Source organism: Paenibacillus sp. FSL R7-0179 (genome assembly GCF_038002265.1).
In the GTDB taxonomy this organism is placed as follows: Bacteria; Bacillota; Bacilli; order Paenibacillales; family Paenibacillaceae; genus Paenibacillus_AQ.
Window position 1 is genome coordinate 1,147,238 of the sequence record NZ_JBBOCC010000001.1, and the last position, 14,969, is coordinate 1,162,206.

At 49.8% G+C, this 14,969-nt stretch carries 16 protein-coding genes; 14 read left to right on the plus strand and 2 right to left on the minus strand.

The window, feature by feature from the left end:
* Positions 1–112: 112 nt before the first annotated feature.
* Positions 113–1,267, minus strand: coding sequence for an MFS transporter (locus tag MKX63_RS05030; RefSeq protein ID WP_341015673.1), 1,155 nt, complete (start codon positions 1,265–1,267; stop codon positions 113–115).
* A gap of 258 nt (positions 1,268–1,525) precedes the next feature.
* On the opposite strand from MKX63_RS05030, the gene MKX63_RS05035 reads away from it, so the two are divergent.
* The 12 genes from MKX63_RS05035 (at position 1,526) to MKX63_RS05090 (ending at position 12,605) form a co-directional block, all read left to right on the plus strand.
* Positions 1,526–2,113: a TetR/AcrR family transcriptional regulator gene (locus MKX63_RS05035; RefSeq protein WP_341015675.1), complete on the plus strand. Its 588-nt coding sequence runs from the start codon at positions 1,526–1,528 to the stop codon at positions 2,111–2,113.
* Positions 2,114–2,143: 30 nt separating this feature from the next.
* A complete protein-coding gene (locus tag MKX63_RS05040) occupies positions 2,144–2,755 on the plus strand; it encodes a suppressor of fused domain protein (protein WP_341015678.1) in 612 nt (203 codons plus the stop codon).
* Between the two features lie 51 nt (positions 2,756–2,806).
* Positions 2,807–3,373, plus strand: a complete 567-nt coding sequence (locus MKX63_RS05045; protein WP_341015680.1) for a TetR/AcrR family transcriptional regulator — start codon at positions 2,807–2,809, stop codon at positions 3,371–3,373.
* Positions 3,374–3,502: 129 nt separating this feature from the next.
* Positions 3,503–4,624 (plus strand): ABC transporter permease, encoded by a 1,122-nt coding sequence (locus MKX63_RS05050; RefSeq protein ID WP_341015682.1) that lies wholly within the window; start codon positions 3,503–3,505, stop codon positions 4,622–4,624.
* 5 nt (positions 4,625–4,629) lie between these two features.
* On the plus strand, positions 4,630–5,325 hold the full coding sequence (locus tag MKX63_RS05055; protein WP_341018522.1) for an ABC transporter ATP-binding protein: 696 nt from the start codon (positions 4,630–4,632) through the stop codon (positions 5,323–5,325).
* Between the two features lie 138 nt (positions 5,326–5,463).
* Positions 5,464–5,871 (plus strand): hypothetical protein, encoded by a 408-nt coding sequence (locus tag MKX63_RS05060; protein WP_341015683.1) that lies wholly within the window; start codon positions 5,464–5,466, stop codon positions 5,869–5,871.
* A 221-nt stretch (positions 5,872–6,092) separates the two neighbouring features.
* A complete protein-coding gene (gene licT, locus MKX63_RS05065) occupies positions 6,093–6,923 on the plus strand; it encodes a BglG family transcription antiterminator LicT (RefSeq protein ID WP_341015684.1) in 831 nt (276 codons plus the stop codon).
* 141 nt (positions 6,924–7,064) lie between these two features.
* Positions 7,065–8,969: a beta-glucoside-specific PTS transporter subunit IIABC gene (locus tag MKX63_RS05070; protein ID WP_341015685.1), complete on the plus strand. Its 1,905-nt coding sequence runs from the start codon at positions 7,065–7,067 to the stop codon at positions 8,967–8,969.
* Between the two features lie 24 nt (positions 8,970–8,993).
* Positions 8,994–10,403: a 6-phospho-beta-glucosidase gene (locus MKX63_RS05075; protein WP_341015686.1), complete on the plus strand. Its 1,410-nt coding sequence runs from the start codon at positions 8,994–8,996 to the stop codon at positions 10,401–10,403.
* A 202-nt stretch (positions 10,404–10,605) separates the two neighbouring features.
* Entirely contained in the window at positions 10,606–11,601 is a 996-nt protein-coding gene (locus MKX63_RS05080; protein WP_341015688.1) for a zinc-binding dehydrogenase, read from the plus strand.
* Positions 11,602–11,773: 172 nt separating this feature from the next.
* Positions 11,774–12,175, plus strand: a complete 402-nt coding sequence (locus tag MKX63_RS05085) for a VOC family protein (protein ID WP_341015690.1) — start codon at positions 11,774–11,776, stop codon at positions 12,173–12,175.
* Positions 12,162–12,605, plus strand: coding sequence for an MmyB family transcriptional regulator (locus MKX63_RS05090; protein ID WP_341015691.1), 444 nt, complete (start codon positions 12,162–12,164; stop codon positions 12,603–12,605). The genes MKX63_RS05085 and MKX63_RS05090 overlap by 14 nt, the downstream gene beginning before the upstream one ends.
* Positions 12,606–12,709: 104 nt before the next feature.
* On the opposite strand, the gene MKX63_RS05095 is transcribed toward MKX63_RS05090, so the two are convergent.
* Positions 12,710–13,249: a DUF6199 family natural product biosynthesis protein gene (locus tag MKX63_RS05095; protein WP_341015693.1), complete on the minus strand. Its 540-nt coding sequence runs from the start codon at positions 13,247–13,249 to the stop codon at positions 12,710–12,712.
* Positions 13,250–13,412: 163 nt separating this feature from the next.
* Here MKX63_RS05095 and MKX63_RS05100 point away from each other — a divergent pair, with 163 nt between their 5' ends.
* Positions 13,413–14,372: an effector binding domain-containing protein gene (locus MKX63_RS05100; protein ID WP_341015695.1), complete on the plus strand. Its 960-nt coding sequence runs from the start codon at positions 13,413–13,415 to the stop codon at positions 14,370–14,372.
* Between the two features lie 119 nt (positions 14,373–14,491).
* Positions 14,492–14,959: a hypothetical protein gene (locus tag MKX63_RS05105; RefSeq protein WP_341015696.1), complete on the plus strand. Its 468-nt coding sequence runs from the start codon at positions 14,492–14,494 to the stop codon at positions 14,957–14,959.
* Positions 14,960–14,969 lie beyond the last annotated feature (10 nt).

Genomic DNA, 14,969 nt, shown 5'->3' on the forward strand with positions numbered 1-14,969 from the left:
TCATCCATCTGCCTAATTGTATGATATTTCATACCAGACAGATATACAATTACAGGCTTGGTCGGCTAGGTGTTTGGGCAGCGGCCCGGTGGACGTAACACCGTTGTATCCATCATTTTACGCGGCGGGTCAACGCCCAGAAGATCATAGCCACAGCACTAACCGTTGCACCGAGCATGCACACTCCGTTCCAGCCCGCATAAGCGTAGATACTGGTGGAGGCAATTGATCCGGTGGCGCTGCCGATTGAATAGAAGACCATGTAACCGGCAGTAAGCCTGCTGCGGGCTTCCGGGCGCAGATTAAGGATCATGCTCTGGTTGGTGACGTGTACGGCTTGCACGGCCAGGTCAAGAAGGATAATCCCGATGACTAACGCGAGCAGCGAATGAGGAGTATAACTGATCGGCAGCCAGGAGATGAGTAACAGAATCAATGCTACGCCGGTAGTCTTTTGCCCCAGCCCCTGATCGGCCAGACGGCCTGCCCGTGCTGCTGCTAATGCCCCGGTGACTCCGGCGAGACCAAACGCTCCAATCGCAGTATGTGACAGGGACAGCGGAGGAGCGCTGAGAGGCAGCACCAGGGAAGTCCACAAGATACTGAAGGCGGCGAAAATCAGCAGGCATAGCACAGCACGGATTCGCAGCAGCCGTTCCTCTGCGAACAGCATGAACAGCGAACGGAGAAGCTGCGGGTAGGATAAGGATTCTCTCCGGGGCTCAGATTGCGGCAGCACCCTGAACAATACACCTGCCATGATTAACGTGAGTCCCGCCGAGACAAGGTAGACTGAACGCCAACCGGCCAGATCCGTTAACACGCCGGCGAACGTCCGCGCCAGCAGAATCCCAATGACAATTCCGCTGGTCACCACACCCACCGTTCGTCCGCGTTCAGCCGGGGCAGCCAGGGTGGCTGCGAACGCAACAAGCGTCTGTGTCACTACCGCAAGCAGTCCGACCGTAGCAATGCCTATGAATAACACCATGCTGGTAGGGGCAGTACCCACGACAACCAATGCCAGCACGGAGACCAGCATCTGCCCGGTAATCAGCCAGCGCCGACCCAGCAGATCGCCCAGCGGCACCAGCAGCAGTAGTCCAATGGCGTAACAAATCTGAGTCACTGTAATCACGATGCCGACGGAAGAATGGGTAATCCCGAATTCACTAGAGATTGCGTCCAGCAGGGGCTGGGCGTAATAGATGTTGGCGACCGCCAGTCCGCAGGTTATGGCAAATAACATCGCAACTTTGCGGTTCATTAAAGATACAGGTATTGGTTCTGCTGCTAAGTCATTAAATTTCGGTTCTTTCACAAAACCCGCCAAACCTAACGCCTCCTTCATACCGATAATAATATACCGATAGGTATATAATAATTCTTGATAAATATAACGCTAAGGAAAATTAACTGTCAATAGGGAACGGGGGTGGGAGAAATATAGAAAGGTCTGATTGACAGAAGGATCTTCGCCAAATACAATGGTAATATACCATTCGATATGAAATGAGGGGTTTCTATGGCCCGGCCGCGTGAATTTGATCAGGATAAGGCGCTCGAAGCAGCGATGCATGTGTTTTGGGAAAAAGGGTTCGAAGCGGCCTCCTTAAGCGACCTAACCGCAAGAATGGGCATTCAGCGTCCAAGCCTATACTCTGCCTTTGGAGATAAGAAAGGATTGTTTGAAGCTGCCTTGCGAAAATATACGAGCTCCCATGCAGCCTATGTCCGGGGCAGTCTGCACAAGCATTCTTCGGTGAAAGAGGCATTCCGTAGCTTTTTTGAAGATGTGGTGTCCAAAGAATATGAGAAAAGCCCGAGCACGGGGTGCTTCTGCATTAATTCAATGGTGGAGCTGGCTCCCCATGATGAAAGGTTTGAGATTCTGACCAGAGAACATCAGATGTACCTCTCGGTGATCTTCCAGGAAACGATTGAACGGGGCATGCAGTCAGGGGAGCTTGATCCCGGGATTAACGCCAAGAATCTGGCGCAGACACTGGTCATTTCGTTAATAGGACTCACGGTGTTCCTGAAGTCCCGTCCGGACAGGGTAGTCACGGATAACTTTGTGAAACAGATCCTTACTTTAGTAGCTATAGCTTAATCAAAAAGAGGGAAGGTGATTGCTATCTATATGGAATCAAGCAAAGAGAGGGAGCTCTCCTTCGATATCCGCAGAACAGTAATCTTAGGGGCTTATATCCGGGAGTGGAAGATGCCGGAATACCGGATTATCTTAAGCAAGCCCGCTACAGCCGTCCATGTTGAGGTTTACTATTTTCCGGCTACGGACGAGACTATGGTGGCGAGGTTCGCAACAGTCGGGTTAGCCGCAACTCGCCGCCCGAATGGACAAGCTGTGGGTACAGAGTGGGTGATGGCTCTGGCCTCTGACTTAGGCGGGGAGGCTGTGGACCGGATATTTACCTATCTCTGTGACCTTATCGCCCATCATATAGAGAGCGCAGGTGATTCGCGGATACCTAGAGTGATGGAGGAGAGTCCGCTTGCCCCGGCTAACTGGACAACCACTGCTTTTCTGCTGGATGAGCTGAGGGGGGAAAGTGAAGAGCTGGAGGAGATTCAGGTCGGGAGCGAGAGGGCCCAGATCCTATGGGCGCTACCAGTCACGGCGCAGGAGGCTGAATTAATTTTAAATGAAGGCGTGGAGGCCTTTGATTCCTACATCGAAGAGATCGAGCATTCCATTATTGATCCGCGGCGGCCGTTGGGAAATGTTCACTAACCATGCTAAACTAATGATATCTATCACCAAGGACAGGACGGAAGAGATGCAATGGGAAGAAAACAGTCTTTTACAGAGACAGAGCTGCTGGACACAACCAAACAATTGGTGCTTGAGCATGGATATGACGGGTTTCATCTCAAGCTGCTTTCACAGCATCTGTCAGGGGCGAGAAGCACTATCTATCAGTATTATGCGAATAAGGAAGAGATTGTGGCGGCTTGTATGAAGCGCGTAATGGCAGCAGTAGTAGACAAGGCATTAGCCATTGATGAGGCTGACCCGATGGATGCCCTTGAACAGCTGCTGCTCATTTACGTGGAGGAGTCTGCGTTACATCAGCTTCTGGGCAATGCTAATAAGATCAATACGGCCAATTCTTCAGCAGCGGCGAGAGATCTTGAATATATTGAGGCAGGACATCAGACACTCAAAATTCAACTATCCCGCTTATTCGAACGCGCCCAGCAGAATCAAGACCTGAGGCAGGATATCCCACTTCCTGTACTTATTGGTGTGTTCTTTAACCTGATTGATACGCCTAATATGCTGAATATCCCTACTCCCGCTTGGGGTAAGCTGCTGTTTCAAATGTGGATCGGAGGGGCCAAGAGCTGACTGCCGCGTTGAATCCAATTTGACACAAGTGTCGAATATGGTGTTTAATTTAATGTGTCAGATGTCGGTTATATTGGCAGGTTCAAATTGACACATGTGTCGATAATATAAATAAGGAGTTGGAAGGGAATGTTTCTAGCTGTAAAAGAACTGCTGCATAGCAAAATGAAATTTTTAATGATCATCATTATTTTTGTGCTCCTGGCCTGGCTGGTATTTATCTTATCAGGCTTAGGGAATGGTCTATCTACGCTGGCTGCGTCAACCTTTAAGACGATGAAGGCAGACTATGTCATTTTCGAGGAAGGATCACAGTCTTCAATGAGCAAATCGCTGCTGTCTGATCAACTATTGGCGGAAGTCGAGCTGCTGCCTAACGTGAGTGGCGCTGCCCCTATGGGAACTAGCATGGCAACAGCGAGGAAGGCAAACAGCACCAAGAATGAAGACAAGCTGGATATCGCGATTATAGGAATTAACCCGGGAAGCTTCCTGGAACCGTCTGTCGTGGAAGGGGAACGCCTATCTGCTGAGAACCATACGGGTGTCATAGTGAATTCAACCATGAAGGATGAGGGCTATGGCATAGGTGATACTTTTCAAATAGACGGCACGACTGAGTCACTAACGATTATAGGATTCGTGGAGAATCAGACTTATAACCACGTGGCCTCCGTATTCACTCCAATGGCCGAATGGCGGAAGATTGCCTTCGCAGCTCCTGGTTCCGATAAAGGCGTTGCCGGGCCTGTTAATGCGATTATGCTGCAAGGCAAGGATATCGATCCGGGCGTCGTGAACAGCAAGCTCGCGAGTATAGACACGGTTACCCGGTCGGCAGCAGTACAGGGAATGCCAGGGTACAAAGAAGAGAACGGAACGATTCTAATGATGCTGGCTTTTCTGCTTGCAATCGCCGCCTTCGTGCTTGAGGTATTCTTTTACGTAATGACGATGCAGAAAACCAATCAATTCGGCATTATGAAAGCTATAGGTGCCAGTAACAGATTCTTAAGCAAAGCGATTGTATCGCAAGTATTGGTGCTATCGCTGACCAGCATTGTAGCCGGAGTCTTACTTACTTATGGAACAGCAGCCATTATGCCGAAGGGGATGCCGTTCAAGCTGGAGACTACTCTTGTCGTGACGTATTCTGTGATCCTGCTGGTTATCGCTATGTTAAGTTCGCTGGTATCGGTTCGAAAGATTACTAAGATTGATCCGCTCAAGGCGCTCGGGAGGGCTGAATAATGACAATGACTAAGGGATTACACATGAGTGAAGTCACCAAATATTATGCCGAAGGAAGCAACCGGATCGCAGCACTCGATCATGTGTCTATATCCGTGGAGCCTGGTGAGTTCGTTGCTGTCGTCGGACCGTCGGGTTCAGGGAAAAGCACATTCTTGTCTATTGCCGGAGCACTGCTGAAGGCTTCAGAAGGGGAGGCTGAGCTGAATGGACATGCTATTGCTAAGCTTACGGCACAGGAACTGGCGGATCTAAGGCTGCAAGAAGTCGGATTCATTATGCAATCTTCGAATCTGGTTCCTTATCTAAGTGTGCTGGACCAATTGCTCATCGTAAAAAAGATGTCAGGGAAGGTGAACAAAGAGGATAAAGCGTTCGCCATTAAACTGCTGGAAGAGCTGGGCCTGGGCTCGAAGCTGAACAGCTTCCCGGAGGAGCTGTCAGGCGGTGAGAAGCAGCGGACAGCAATTGCCCGTGCGCTCATCAACAATCCCGGCATCATCCTGGCGGATGAGCCTACGGCAAGCCTGGACACCAAGCGTGCGCATGAAGTGGTCTCCCTGATTGCTCATGAGGTGAGAACACGCCGTAAGGCGGCGATTATGGTTACACACGATGAACGAATGCTTGAATATTGCGATAAGGTGTACCGGATGGAAGACGGGAGGTTATCTGTAGCAAGGCTGGAGTCCATCGTGTAGTGCCAAGTCAACGGGGGGGTGTTTGCCATAGCCAATGAATTCAGCAAAGCTAATGAGCTTTCCTTCGATATCCGAAAGACGGTCATCTTAGATGCATATACCAGAGTGTGGAAAATACCGGAATACTGGATCACCCTTATGAAGCCCGAGAGAGTGCAGATCGAGATTTATTTTTTTCCGGCGGCAGAGGAGAAGGGGGTGGCCAGATTCGCGACAGTCGGGTTATCTGCGGCTCACCTGTTCAGTAGACAAGCGGTGGGTACAGAATGGGTAATGGCTATGCCCGGGGATTTAGGCGGTGAGACGCTGGAGCGAATTTTTGCCTACCTGTGCGAGCTTATCGCCTACCATCTGGAGGCTGCCCCAGATTCTCCGATACCCAGACTAATGAATGAGAGCCGGCCTACGCCGGCCTACCGGCCCCTCCCTGCACCCCTGCGGGGGAAGCTGATGGAGGAAAGTGAGGAGCTGGAGGAGATTCAGATTGGAGACGAGGTCATCCGTATCCTGTGGTGGTACCATACACGGGGGATGGGGTTTCATTGACCGCCGGCGGCTGAAAGGCAACAGCGGAGTGCAATCTTTTCCATGAAAAGGGTTGCAAGAAAGTCTTGTTGAACCTATTGATCCATGATATAATCGGTCCATAATTAAATAGACAACGGATTGTTACTACGTATGTAGGCAATACCATTAACAGAGCTATATTTATATATGGTGAAGTTTGTGGTGTTGCCTTTTTTTATTTTGCGATAAAGGTGGTTATTATGAGAATTGCAAAAGTGTTGAATAATAATGCCATCATTACTATGAATGACCAGAACAAAGAAGTGGTGGTAATAGGCAGGGGGATTGCGTTCAAGAAGAAGCCGGGCGACCTCATTGAGGAAGACAAAATTGAGAAGGTCTTCATGGATAATGAGAGTATATCCGACCAAATGAAGACGCTTCTATCCGAGATCCCGCTTGCGCATATGGAGATTTCGGAGCGTATTATTAATCTCGCCAAAATGAATCTGGGGAAGAGGCTGCATGACAGCATCTATGTTAGCCTGACCGACCACATCCATTCGGCGATCGAACGCTCCAAGCAGGGACACCATATCAAGAATGTATTGCTGTGGGAGGTCAAGAAATTCTACAAGGATGAATTCGAGATTGGTGAGAAAGCGCTGTTACTGATTCATGAGGAGCTGGGAATCCGGTTCCCGGAAGACGAGGCCGCTCATATTGCGCTCCATCTGGTAAATGCGCATATGAATGAAGAGATCCCGAATGTAGTGAAAATCACCAAGATTGTGCATGAAATTCTCAATATCGTGAAGTATCACTTCAAAATCGATTACGACGAAGAGTCGCTAACGTATTACAGGTTCGTCACCCATCTCAAATTCTTCGCCCGAAGAATATTAAATGACACACATATTGAGAATACCGACAGTGAGTTATATGAGATGGTCAAGCAGCAGTATAAGGAGTCCTTCTTGTGTGGACGGAAGATTCAGGATTATATCCGTAAAACATACAATTGTACACTGACCAATGAAGAAGTCATGTATTTAACGATTCATATTGAAAGAGTTGTACATCTAAAATAACCCTTGTTTGGGGTTGCTACTGCGGAGCAGGCAAAACCTAAACTGGGAAAGGACTATCCCTATATTTTGCTAGGGGTATTCTTTCACCGGTTTAGGTTTTTCTTATATTTTTCTTATAAATGAAGAGGAGTGAGCTGTACCATGGATCAACAAAAGCTGGCGAAAGAAATACTAAAATTAGTAGGCGGGGAAGACAACATACAGGATTATACCCATTGTATGACCAGACTTCGCTTCAATCTGCGGGATAATGGGGCTGCAGACCGAATAAAGCTGAAGGAACTGCCTGGAGTGATGGATGTTAACATTAACGGCGGGCAATTTCAGGTGATTATCGGGAACGATGTATCCAAGGTGTATGGGGAGTTAAGCAAGATTGCCAAAAATAATGCTGGCTCTGCCAAGGAGAACACTGAACAACAAGGTAACAATAAAGGGAAGAAGCTCGGCATTAAGGCTTCGGTCGGCAAGTTTTTTGCAGATATACTGCCAGGGATATTTAACCCTCTTGTTCCGGCCATAGCGGGAGCAGGGATGATCAAGGCGCTGCTGGCTATAATCGTCATGTTCAATGCCACAGCGGCGAGTACGGATCTCTACAAAATTCTGAATATTATTTCAGATGCTGTATTCTATTTCCTGCCGATGCTGCTCGCCTTCAGCTCTGCGAAGAAATTCAATGTTAATCCGTATCTGGCGGTTGTGATCGGGGGCGTGCTGCTCCATCCTAACTTTGCCAAATTTATGGCTGACGGTATAACGTCTATGAGCTTCTTGGGATTGCCGGTCAAGCTGGTGTCCTACTCATCCTCTGTTATTCCTATTATTGCAACCGTATGGATCATGTCTTATGTAGAACGTTTTGTCCGCAAAATTGTACCGAATGTACTGAAGACCATCCTGGAGCCGATGCTGATCCTGTTAATTGTGGCACCTATCGCCTTAATCGTGATTGGCCCGGTAGGAATTTATGCGGGTAATGCCATTGCCGATGGCTACATGTACTTCTATGAGCACTTCGGTGTAATCGCCGGAACGCTGCTTGGAGCCACCTTCTCGCTAATGGTAATCACCGGACTACACTACGGCCTCATTCCGCTTGTCTTCCAGGCGATTGCCCAGAACGGCTTCGACTACATTATGCCAATTATGACCGTTGCTAATATCGCGCAGGCCGGTGCTGTATTTGCCGTATTCCTGAGAACCAAGAACAGCAGTATGAAATCCTTGTCTGGAGCCTCAACGATCAGTGCGCTGATGGGAATCTCTGAACCCGCAATTTATGGTGTGAACCTCAAGCTGAAAAAGCCGTTTATTGCCGGGCTCATCGGCAGTGCGGCAGGTGCCTTCATCTTAAGTATCTTCCAGGTGGCAGCCTATGCCCTGGGGAAAGTCGGCTTGCCGTCCTTGCCGCTGTATATCGGACATAAATTTTCGCTGATGATTCTGGCAGTGTGTGTCAGCTTTGTCGTGGCAGCTGTTGTCGCTTATGTTCTGGGCTTCAAGGATGTTACAGAGGCGCCAGTAGAAGAGAACGGTGCGGACCTTCCCGAGCCGTCTGTTAATGAACCTGTATCTGCTAAAAAGCTGCAAAATGAACAAATCTATGCGCCCATTGCCGGCGAAGTTAAAAGCTTAAACGAAGTCAGCGACCCTGCCTTTTCGCAGGAGACGATGGGGAAAGGGATTGCTATCCTGCCTAGTGAGGGCCGAGTGGTCTCTCCAATTAACGGTGTGGTGTCGGTGGCCTTCAAAAAGAAGCATGCTGTTCTCCTTACCAGTGACGACGGGGCAGAGGTTCTGATTCATGTCGGGATTGATACGGTCAAGCTGGGCGGCAAACACTTCACGCTCCATGTAAATCAAGGGGACCGGGTAAATGTCGGCGATCTGATTCTTGAATTCGATAGGGACAGCATTATTCAAGAGGGCTTCGATATCATCACTCCGGTAATTATCTCTAATACGGGTGACTACACAGACATTACTGCGGTCAGCCCGTCCACTGTGAAAGAAAAGGATATTTTGCTGAAACTTAATGTCTAAACCAATAGAAGGGAAGAAGATAGAATGAAACAGACAGATATGCAATTCCCGGAAGGCTTCTTATGGGGGGGCGCGATTGCGGCTAATCAGGTGGAAGGCGCTTATCAGGAGAACGGTAAAGGGTTATCGATTGCTGATATTCTGGCCAACGGGATCTTTAACCCGCCCTATGAGCATCCGGATAAGAAGAACCCTTACCATGAGGCTATAGATTTTTACCACAGATACGAAGAGGACATTGCTTTATTTGCTGAAATGGGCTTCAAGGCGCTGCGTACCTCCATTGCCTGGACGAGAATATTCCCGAACGGGGACGAAGAGACTCCTAACGAAGCGGGCCTGCAGTTTTATGATCAATTATTTGATTGTATGCGAAAATATAATATTGAGCCGGTTGTGACGCTATCCCATTATGAGATGCCGCTCGGACTTGTTAACAATTACGGTGGGTGGAGAAACCGCAAGCTGATTGAGTTCTTTGAGCGATATGCGATTGCCGTATTCAAACGTTACAAGGACAAGGTGAAATACTGGATTGCCTTCAACGAGATTAATGTGCTGCTCCATATTCCCTTCGTCGGCGGAGGAACGGTCATCGAGGAAGGTGAGAACAAGAAGCAGATTATCTACCAGATGGCGCATTACCAGCATGTAGCCAGCGCGCTGGCGGCGAAGGCCTGCCACGAGATTATTCCGGGCTCGCAGATGGGCTGTATGATTGCCGCAGGGCCGTACTACCCGCATACCTGTCACCCGGATGATATTCTCACAGCCATGGAGATGGACAGACAGGTCTACTTTTTCACCGATGTTATGGCTAGAGGCTACTACCCTACTTACGTGAAACGGTGGTTCAAGGAGTATGACATCAAGCTGGATCTGACGGCAGAGGATGAACAGCTGCTGAAGCAGCATACTGTCGATTACATCAGCTTCAGCTATTACAAGAGCCGGTGTGCCAGTGCTAATCCGACTGGGCTGGAGATGGTATCGGGCAACCTGGCAATGGGGGTCAAGAATCCTTATCTGAAAGCGTCCGAGTGGGGCTGGCAGATTGATCCCACGGGTCTGAGATTCACGCTGAACCAGCTCTACGACCGGTATCAGAAGCCGCTGTTCATTGTCGAGAACGGATTCGGCGCTGTAGACACAGTTGAAGAAGACCAGAGCATCCATGATGATTACCGGATCTCCTACCTGCGGGACCATATAATTGAAGCGGGCAAAGCGGTGGAAGACGGCGTCGAACTGCTGGGCTTCCTGAGCTGGGGGCCGATTGATATTGTAAGTGCCTCAACAGGTGAGATGAAGAAGCGGTACGGGTACATCTATGTCGACAAGGATAATGAGGGGAACGGCACACTGCGCAGAATCAAGAAGAAGAGCTTCGACTGGTACAAGGAGGTTATCGCCTCCAACGGGCAGAGCTTATAGTCTAAGGATAATGAGTTCGCCCGAAAAAGAAAAGGCACCCGCTTGGGTGCCTTTTGCGTTGCTGGTTAGCTTCCAGCTCACCCCGCAGAAGAGCAATATCATTATTAATGATACTCACCTTCTCTTCTAATCATTTTACCTGACCGCTGTAACAGCCTACACTTTGTATGAAGCCACTACAGCGTAACAGGAGGATATGAAGATGAAGGCAATTACACTTGGACCGCAAGGTCTGCAATATACGGAGCATCCTGACAAGCGTCCTGAACAGGGGCAGGTCAAGGTTAGGCTAAAGACAGCCGGACTCAATCACCGGGATTTGTTCATTATAGCTGCTGCTTCTGCTACAGAAGGTACGCCGGGTCCGGTTCATCCTTGCGTGCTGGGTTCAGACGGAGCTGGCGTTATCGAAGAGACGGGGGAAGGGGTAAACGGCCTGGCTCAGGGGATGGAGGTCATCATTAATCCATGTCTTGGCTGGGATCGGGCGGATGAGGTGCCTGTGGTGCCTGACATATTGGGGTACCCTGCAGACGGGACTTTTGCTGAATATGTCATTGTGCCGGAGCAGAATGTTGTGCCTAAGCCGGCGTACCTGTCTTGGGAAGAGGCTGGTGTGTTACCTTTAGCGGCACTCACTGCGTACCGGGCGTTATTTACCAGAGGGAATCTGAAGCGGGGCGACCATGTGCTGATTCCGGGCATTGGAGGCGGAGTGGCTACGTTTGCTGCTCTAATGGCGGCAGCAGCTGGAGCGCAGGTCACAGTTACGTCCAGAAGTGAAGCGAAGCGTGCAGAGGCCCTGCAATTACCGGTTACGCAGGTTATAGACAGTAATAGCCGTTGGCGGGAGAAGCTTCAGCATCAGCCTGTAGATCTGATCTTAGATAGCGTGGGCCCAGCGATATTCGGGCAATACTTCGAGGTCATTAAGCCGGGCGGTAAAATCGTCATGTTCGGTGCAAGCTCAGGCGATGATCTCACCATTCCCGCCAGAGCAATATTCTTCCCGCAGCTTCAGGTGCTTGGAACTTCCATGGGCAGCCATGAAGAATTCACCGCGATGCTTGAGTTCATGGAACAGCATCAGCTACACCCTATCATGGATAGCGTGTATTCCTTAGCGGAGACTCCGCTTGCTCTTCAGCGGCTGGAGCGCGCGGAGCAGCTCGGGAATATTGCGCTGAGGATAGGCTGAGGGTAGAGGGATAGGAGATACGCGGCACACGGACCGAATGTATGTGAAAAACAGCATACAGCACAGGGTTCTATAAACGCGCCGCCTAATAAATAAACGCTACTGACATAACGTTGTCAGTAGCGTTTTTTTATCATTGGACATGTAAACATTCAAGAGAGGATGAACGCTGATGAATTTCGCTTCGATACGTATCATTACTGACGACATTGATCGTCTGGTCGACTTCTACCAGCAAGTGACAGGGGTGACAGCACAGCGGCCCGCACCGGTATTTGCCGAATTCGTTATGCCCGCATGTACCCTGGCCATCGGCCACTCCAAGACAGCGCAGCTATTCGGTGCTGATTCTGTAGCAGCGGCCAGTAACCGCACGGTCATTATGGAGTTCCGCGTCGATGATGTCGATGCGGAATATGCGCGCCTTAAGCCACTTGTCGGGGACTGGGTACAGGAGCCGACGACGATGCCGTGGGGGAACCGTTCGCTGCTGTTCCGTGATCCCGACGGCAACCTGGTGAACCTCTTTCAGCCGGTGACGGAGGAGGCGGTGGAACGGTTTGCAGGCAGGTAATAACATAGCCAGAGCCCTGCGGCTGACAGACGATGAACGCCAGCATCTGCATCTGCTGGCCAGACCGGTACAGCAGGACCGGGAAGCGGATCAGCACATTTCAATAGGGATTGAACGGACCATACTGGCGTTAGATCCACATCCGGCATTCGTGCTGGGGAGATATTGGGATGTGCTGATGCGGAACAAGGCGGCTGAGCTTGTGTTCCGTTTACCTTCGTATGCGGATATGGAGCGGGAGAGAATGAACTGGATCAGGTATCTTTTGACAGGGCTGGGGTCGGGCATAGAGGGCTCAGGGACCGGGGCCAACGTTCTGATTGCCCAGTTCCGGGCGGATTACGCCCGCTTCCCTGAGGATGCGAGGTATAAGCAGCTCATAGACGGAGATACGATCCCCGGATCGGCGAGATGGAATTTGAGCATGTGACCCTGCAGCAGATGCTGGAGACCCTTGAAGCAGAAACCAAATAGAAAATAAAAAGCTGGAAGACCTCTTGTGAGCCTCCAGCTTCTTGGTGTATAAAACCATACCTAGTTCCCGTAACTCTTCAGCCACGACTTCAGTGATTCACTCATAATCTCATATTCGCTCTGTGCATCACCAGGATGCAGCTCGATTCCCCCGGACGGGCCCAGAATCACCATGTCTACACGGGTCTGGTCTTTAAAGGTTATGGTCCCTGTGTTGCTCGCTCCGAATGAATTCCCTGCATCAAAAGGTCTAAGCTCAGCCTCCTGTATCATTTGGATCATTCTATCCGTTTCTTCTTCGCTTAATAAGGTGGGGTTAATCATGCCGATGCTGATTTCCTGTACCTGCCCCGAGTTCAGCTTCTCTTTGAACTGCTCGGACCAGCGGCGCTCTGCGTTTCCTGAGGAGCAGCTGGATACCATCAGGATGAAACCGGCGATTACCAGGACCACCCCTGTTACCCGTTCCGCCCCTAAGGCCAGCCCGCTGGGCTCCGCATTTTTGAACCTCCAGCCCAGCCGTAGATACCACGCTATCTTAGGCCAAATGGCTATAACCAATCCAATAGCTATGATTACAGCACCCAAAAATCCAGTCAAATCAATCACATCCCATGTCGGTTAATTCATATTTACTACGGGAAACTATTCCTTCAGGTTTCTTTTATAGAAATTCCTTACAATATAGGTATTGACTTGACGTGCACGTAAACTTGTAGGATAGAGCCATGAAGTACTTCATAGCCATAGGAAAGGAGAATTCATGATTACCACTCAGCTGAGTAAAATCGGAGAGGTGTCGGTCCGGTACGGTATCTCCAGCCGCACGCTTAGGTACTACGAGGAGATTGGACTGATCGCCAGCATCAGGGAGCCTAACAGTGCAAAACGCCTGTACAGCCAGGAGATGCTCAGGAGGCTTGAACTGATTCTGCTGCTGAAGCAGTTAAGCTTCTCCGTGAAGGACATTTCAGCGGTGCTGTTAGCATCTGAACTGTCAAGGGCGGTCGGTGTTTTCTGCAATAAACTGGGGGAGGTTCAGCGGGAGATCAGCAATATGCTGGTACTCAGGGAGCTGCTCGAACGGTATGTGGAATTATTGCAGGAACAGGGGGTCGCCAAAGGCAATGCCATCGGTCTGTTATTGGAGCAGTCGAAGCGGATTAATCTGGACGTTGCTGCCATGTTTCGTGAAGGAGAATTGAATATAGAGACGGAGGAATCAGGAAGAATGGAACATCAATTAGTGAAGCTGGAGGATCATCAGGTCCGGTTTATTGAATTGAAGCCGGTGAAGGTGGCGTACTATCAGACTACTGCAGGGAATCAGCCGGAGGATGAGGCGTGGAATGTGCTGTATGCATGGGTGAAGAAAAAAGGGTTAGACCGGCTTCCAGCTACCCGTTATTTTGGCTTTAATCAGCCCGGCGCGCAGAATGAGCATGGTTATGAGATGTGGGCTACGGTCGGTGAGGACACCGAACCCTCGGGCGAGGTACGGATCAAGCAGGTGAGCGGCGGTCTCTATGCCGTCTCCAGCTTATACGGTCTCGATATCCCCGAAGCCTGGAACCGCTTAAATGAATGGGTGCAGAGCAGTAAATATCAGCCGGGTCCGGGTCAATGGCTGGAGGAGCACTTCCTGTTCAACGGGGAGATGTTTGTTAACGAAGCGTTCCAGCTCGATCTTTATTACCCCATAGCCGTGCAAGCGAAGGGTTAATTCAGACACATACTAAGGCCGTCCTGCGAAGGATGGCCTTTACTCTTTTGAAGGGAAAACGGGGCGGTTAACAGAAATGATATATGGACAGGAAACCAGCGAAATGAAAGGATAAGGCCATGAGTAACTTAATTCTGAAGCACTGGACGGAGGAGCATGAGCTTCCTGGGATTAATTGTATGGCTTACGCAGATGGCAGCATTACGATTCTGAATATCGAGACCTGCTACGACCCGAATACCCATGAGCATACAATGAGCTGCCACCCCCTGTGTGACACAACAATTGAGAGTATTGTGAAGTATAATAATGATCCTTGGACCATCGTGGATGCTTGGACGAGCCTGAAGTATGAGGGCGGAACAATCTACGGCGGGGACGGGCAAATGGGAAATGAGGGCTTCATTGCCTGCACCGATACAGGTGGTGTTTTAGTTTGGGCTTTTTTCTCGGATGCCACGAATCCGATCAAGCAATTAAGCATCGAAGACCGGACATTAATCGCGGTGAATGAGCATGATGAGCTGAGGATCGAGATCAATCTGGACAATCTTACAGAGATGAAGCTGATCCCATGCCGCAAGTAGAATCAAGAAA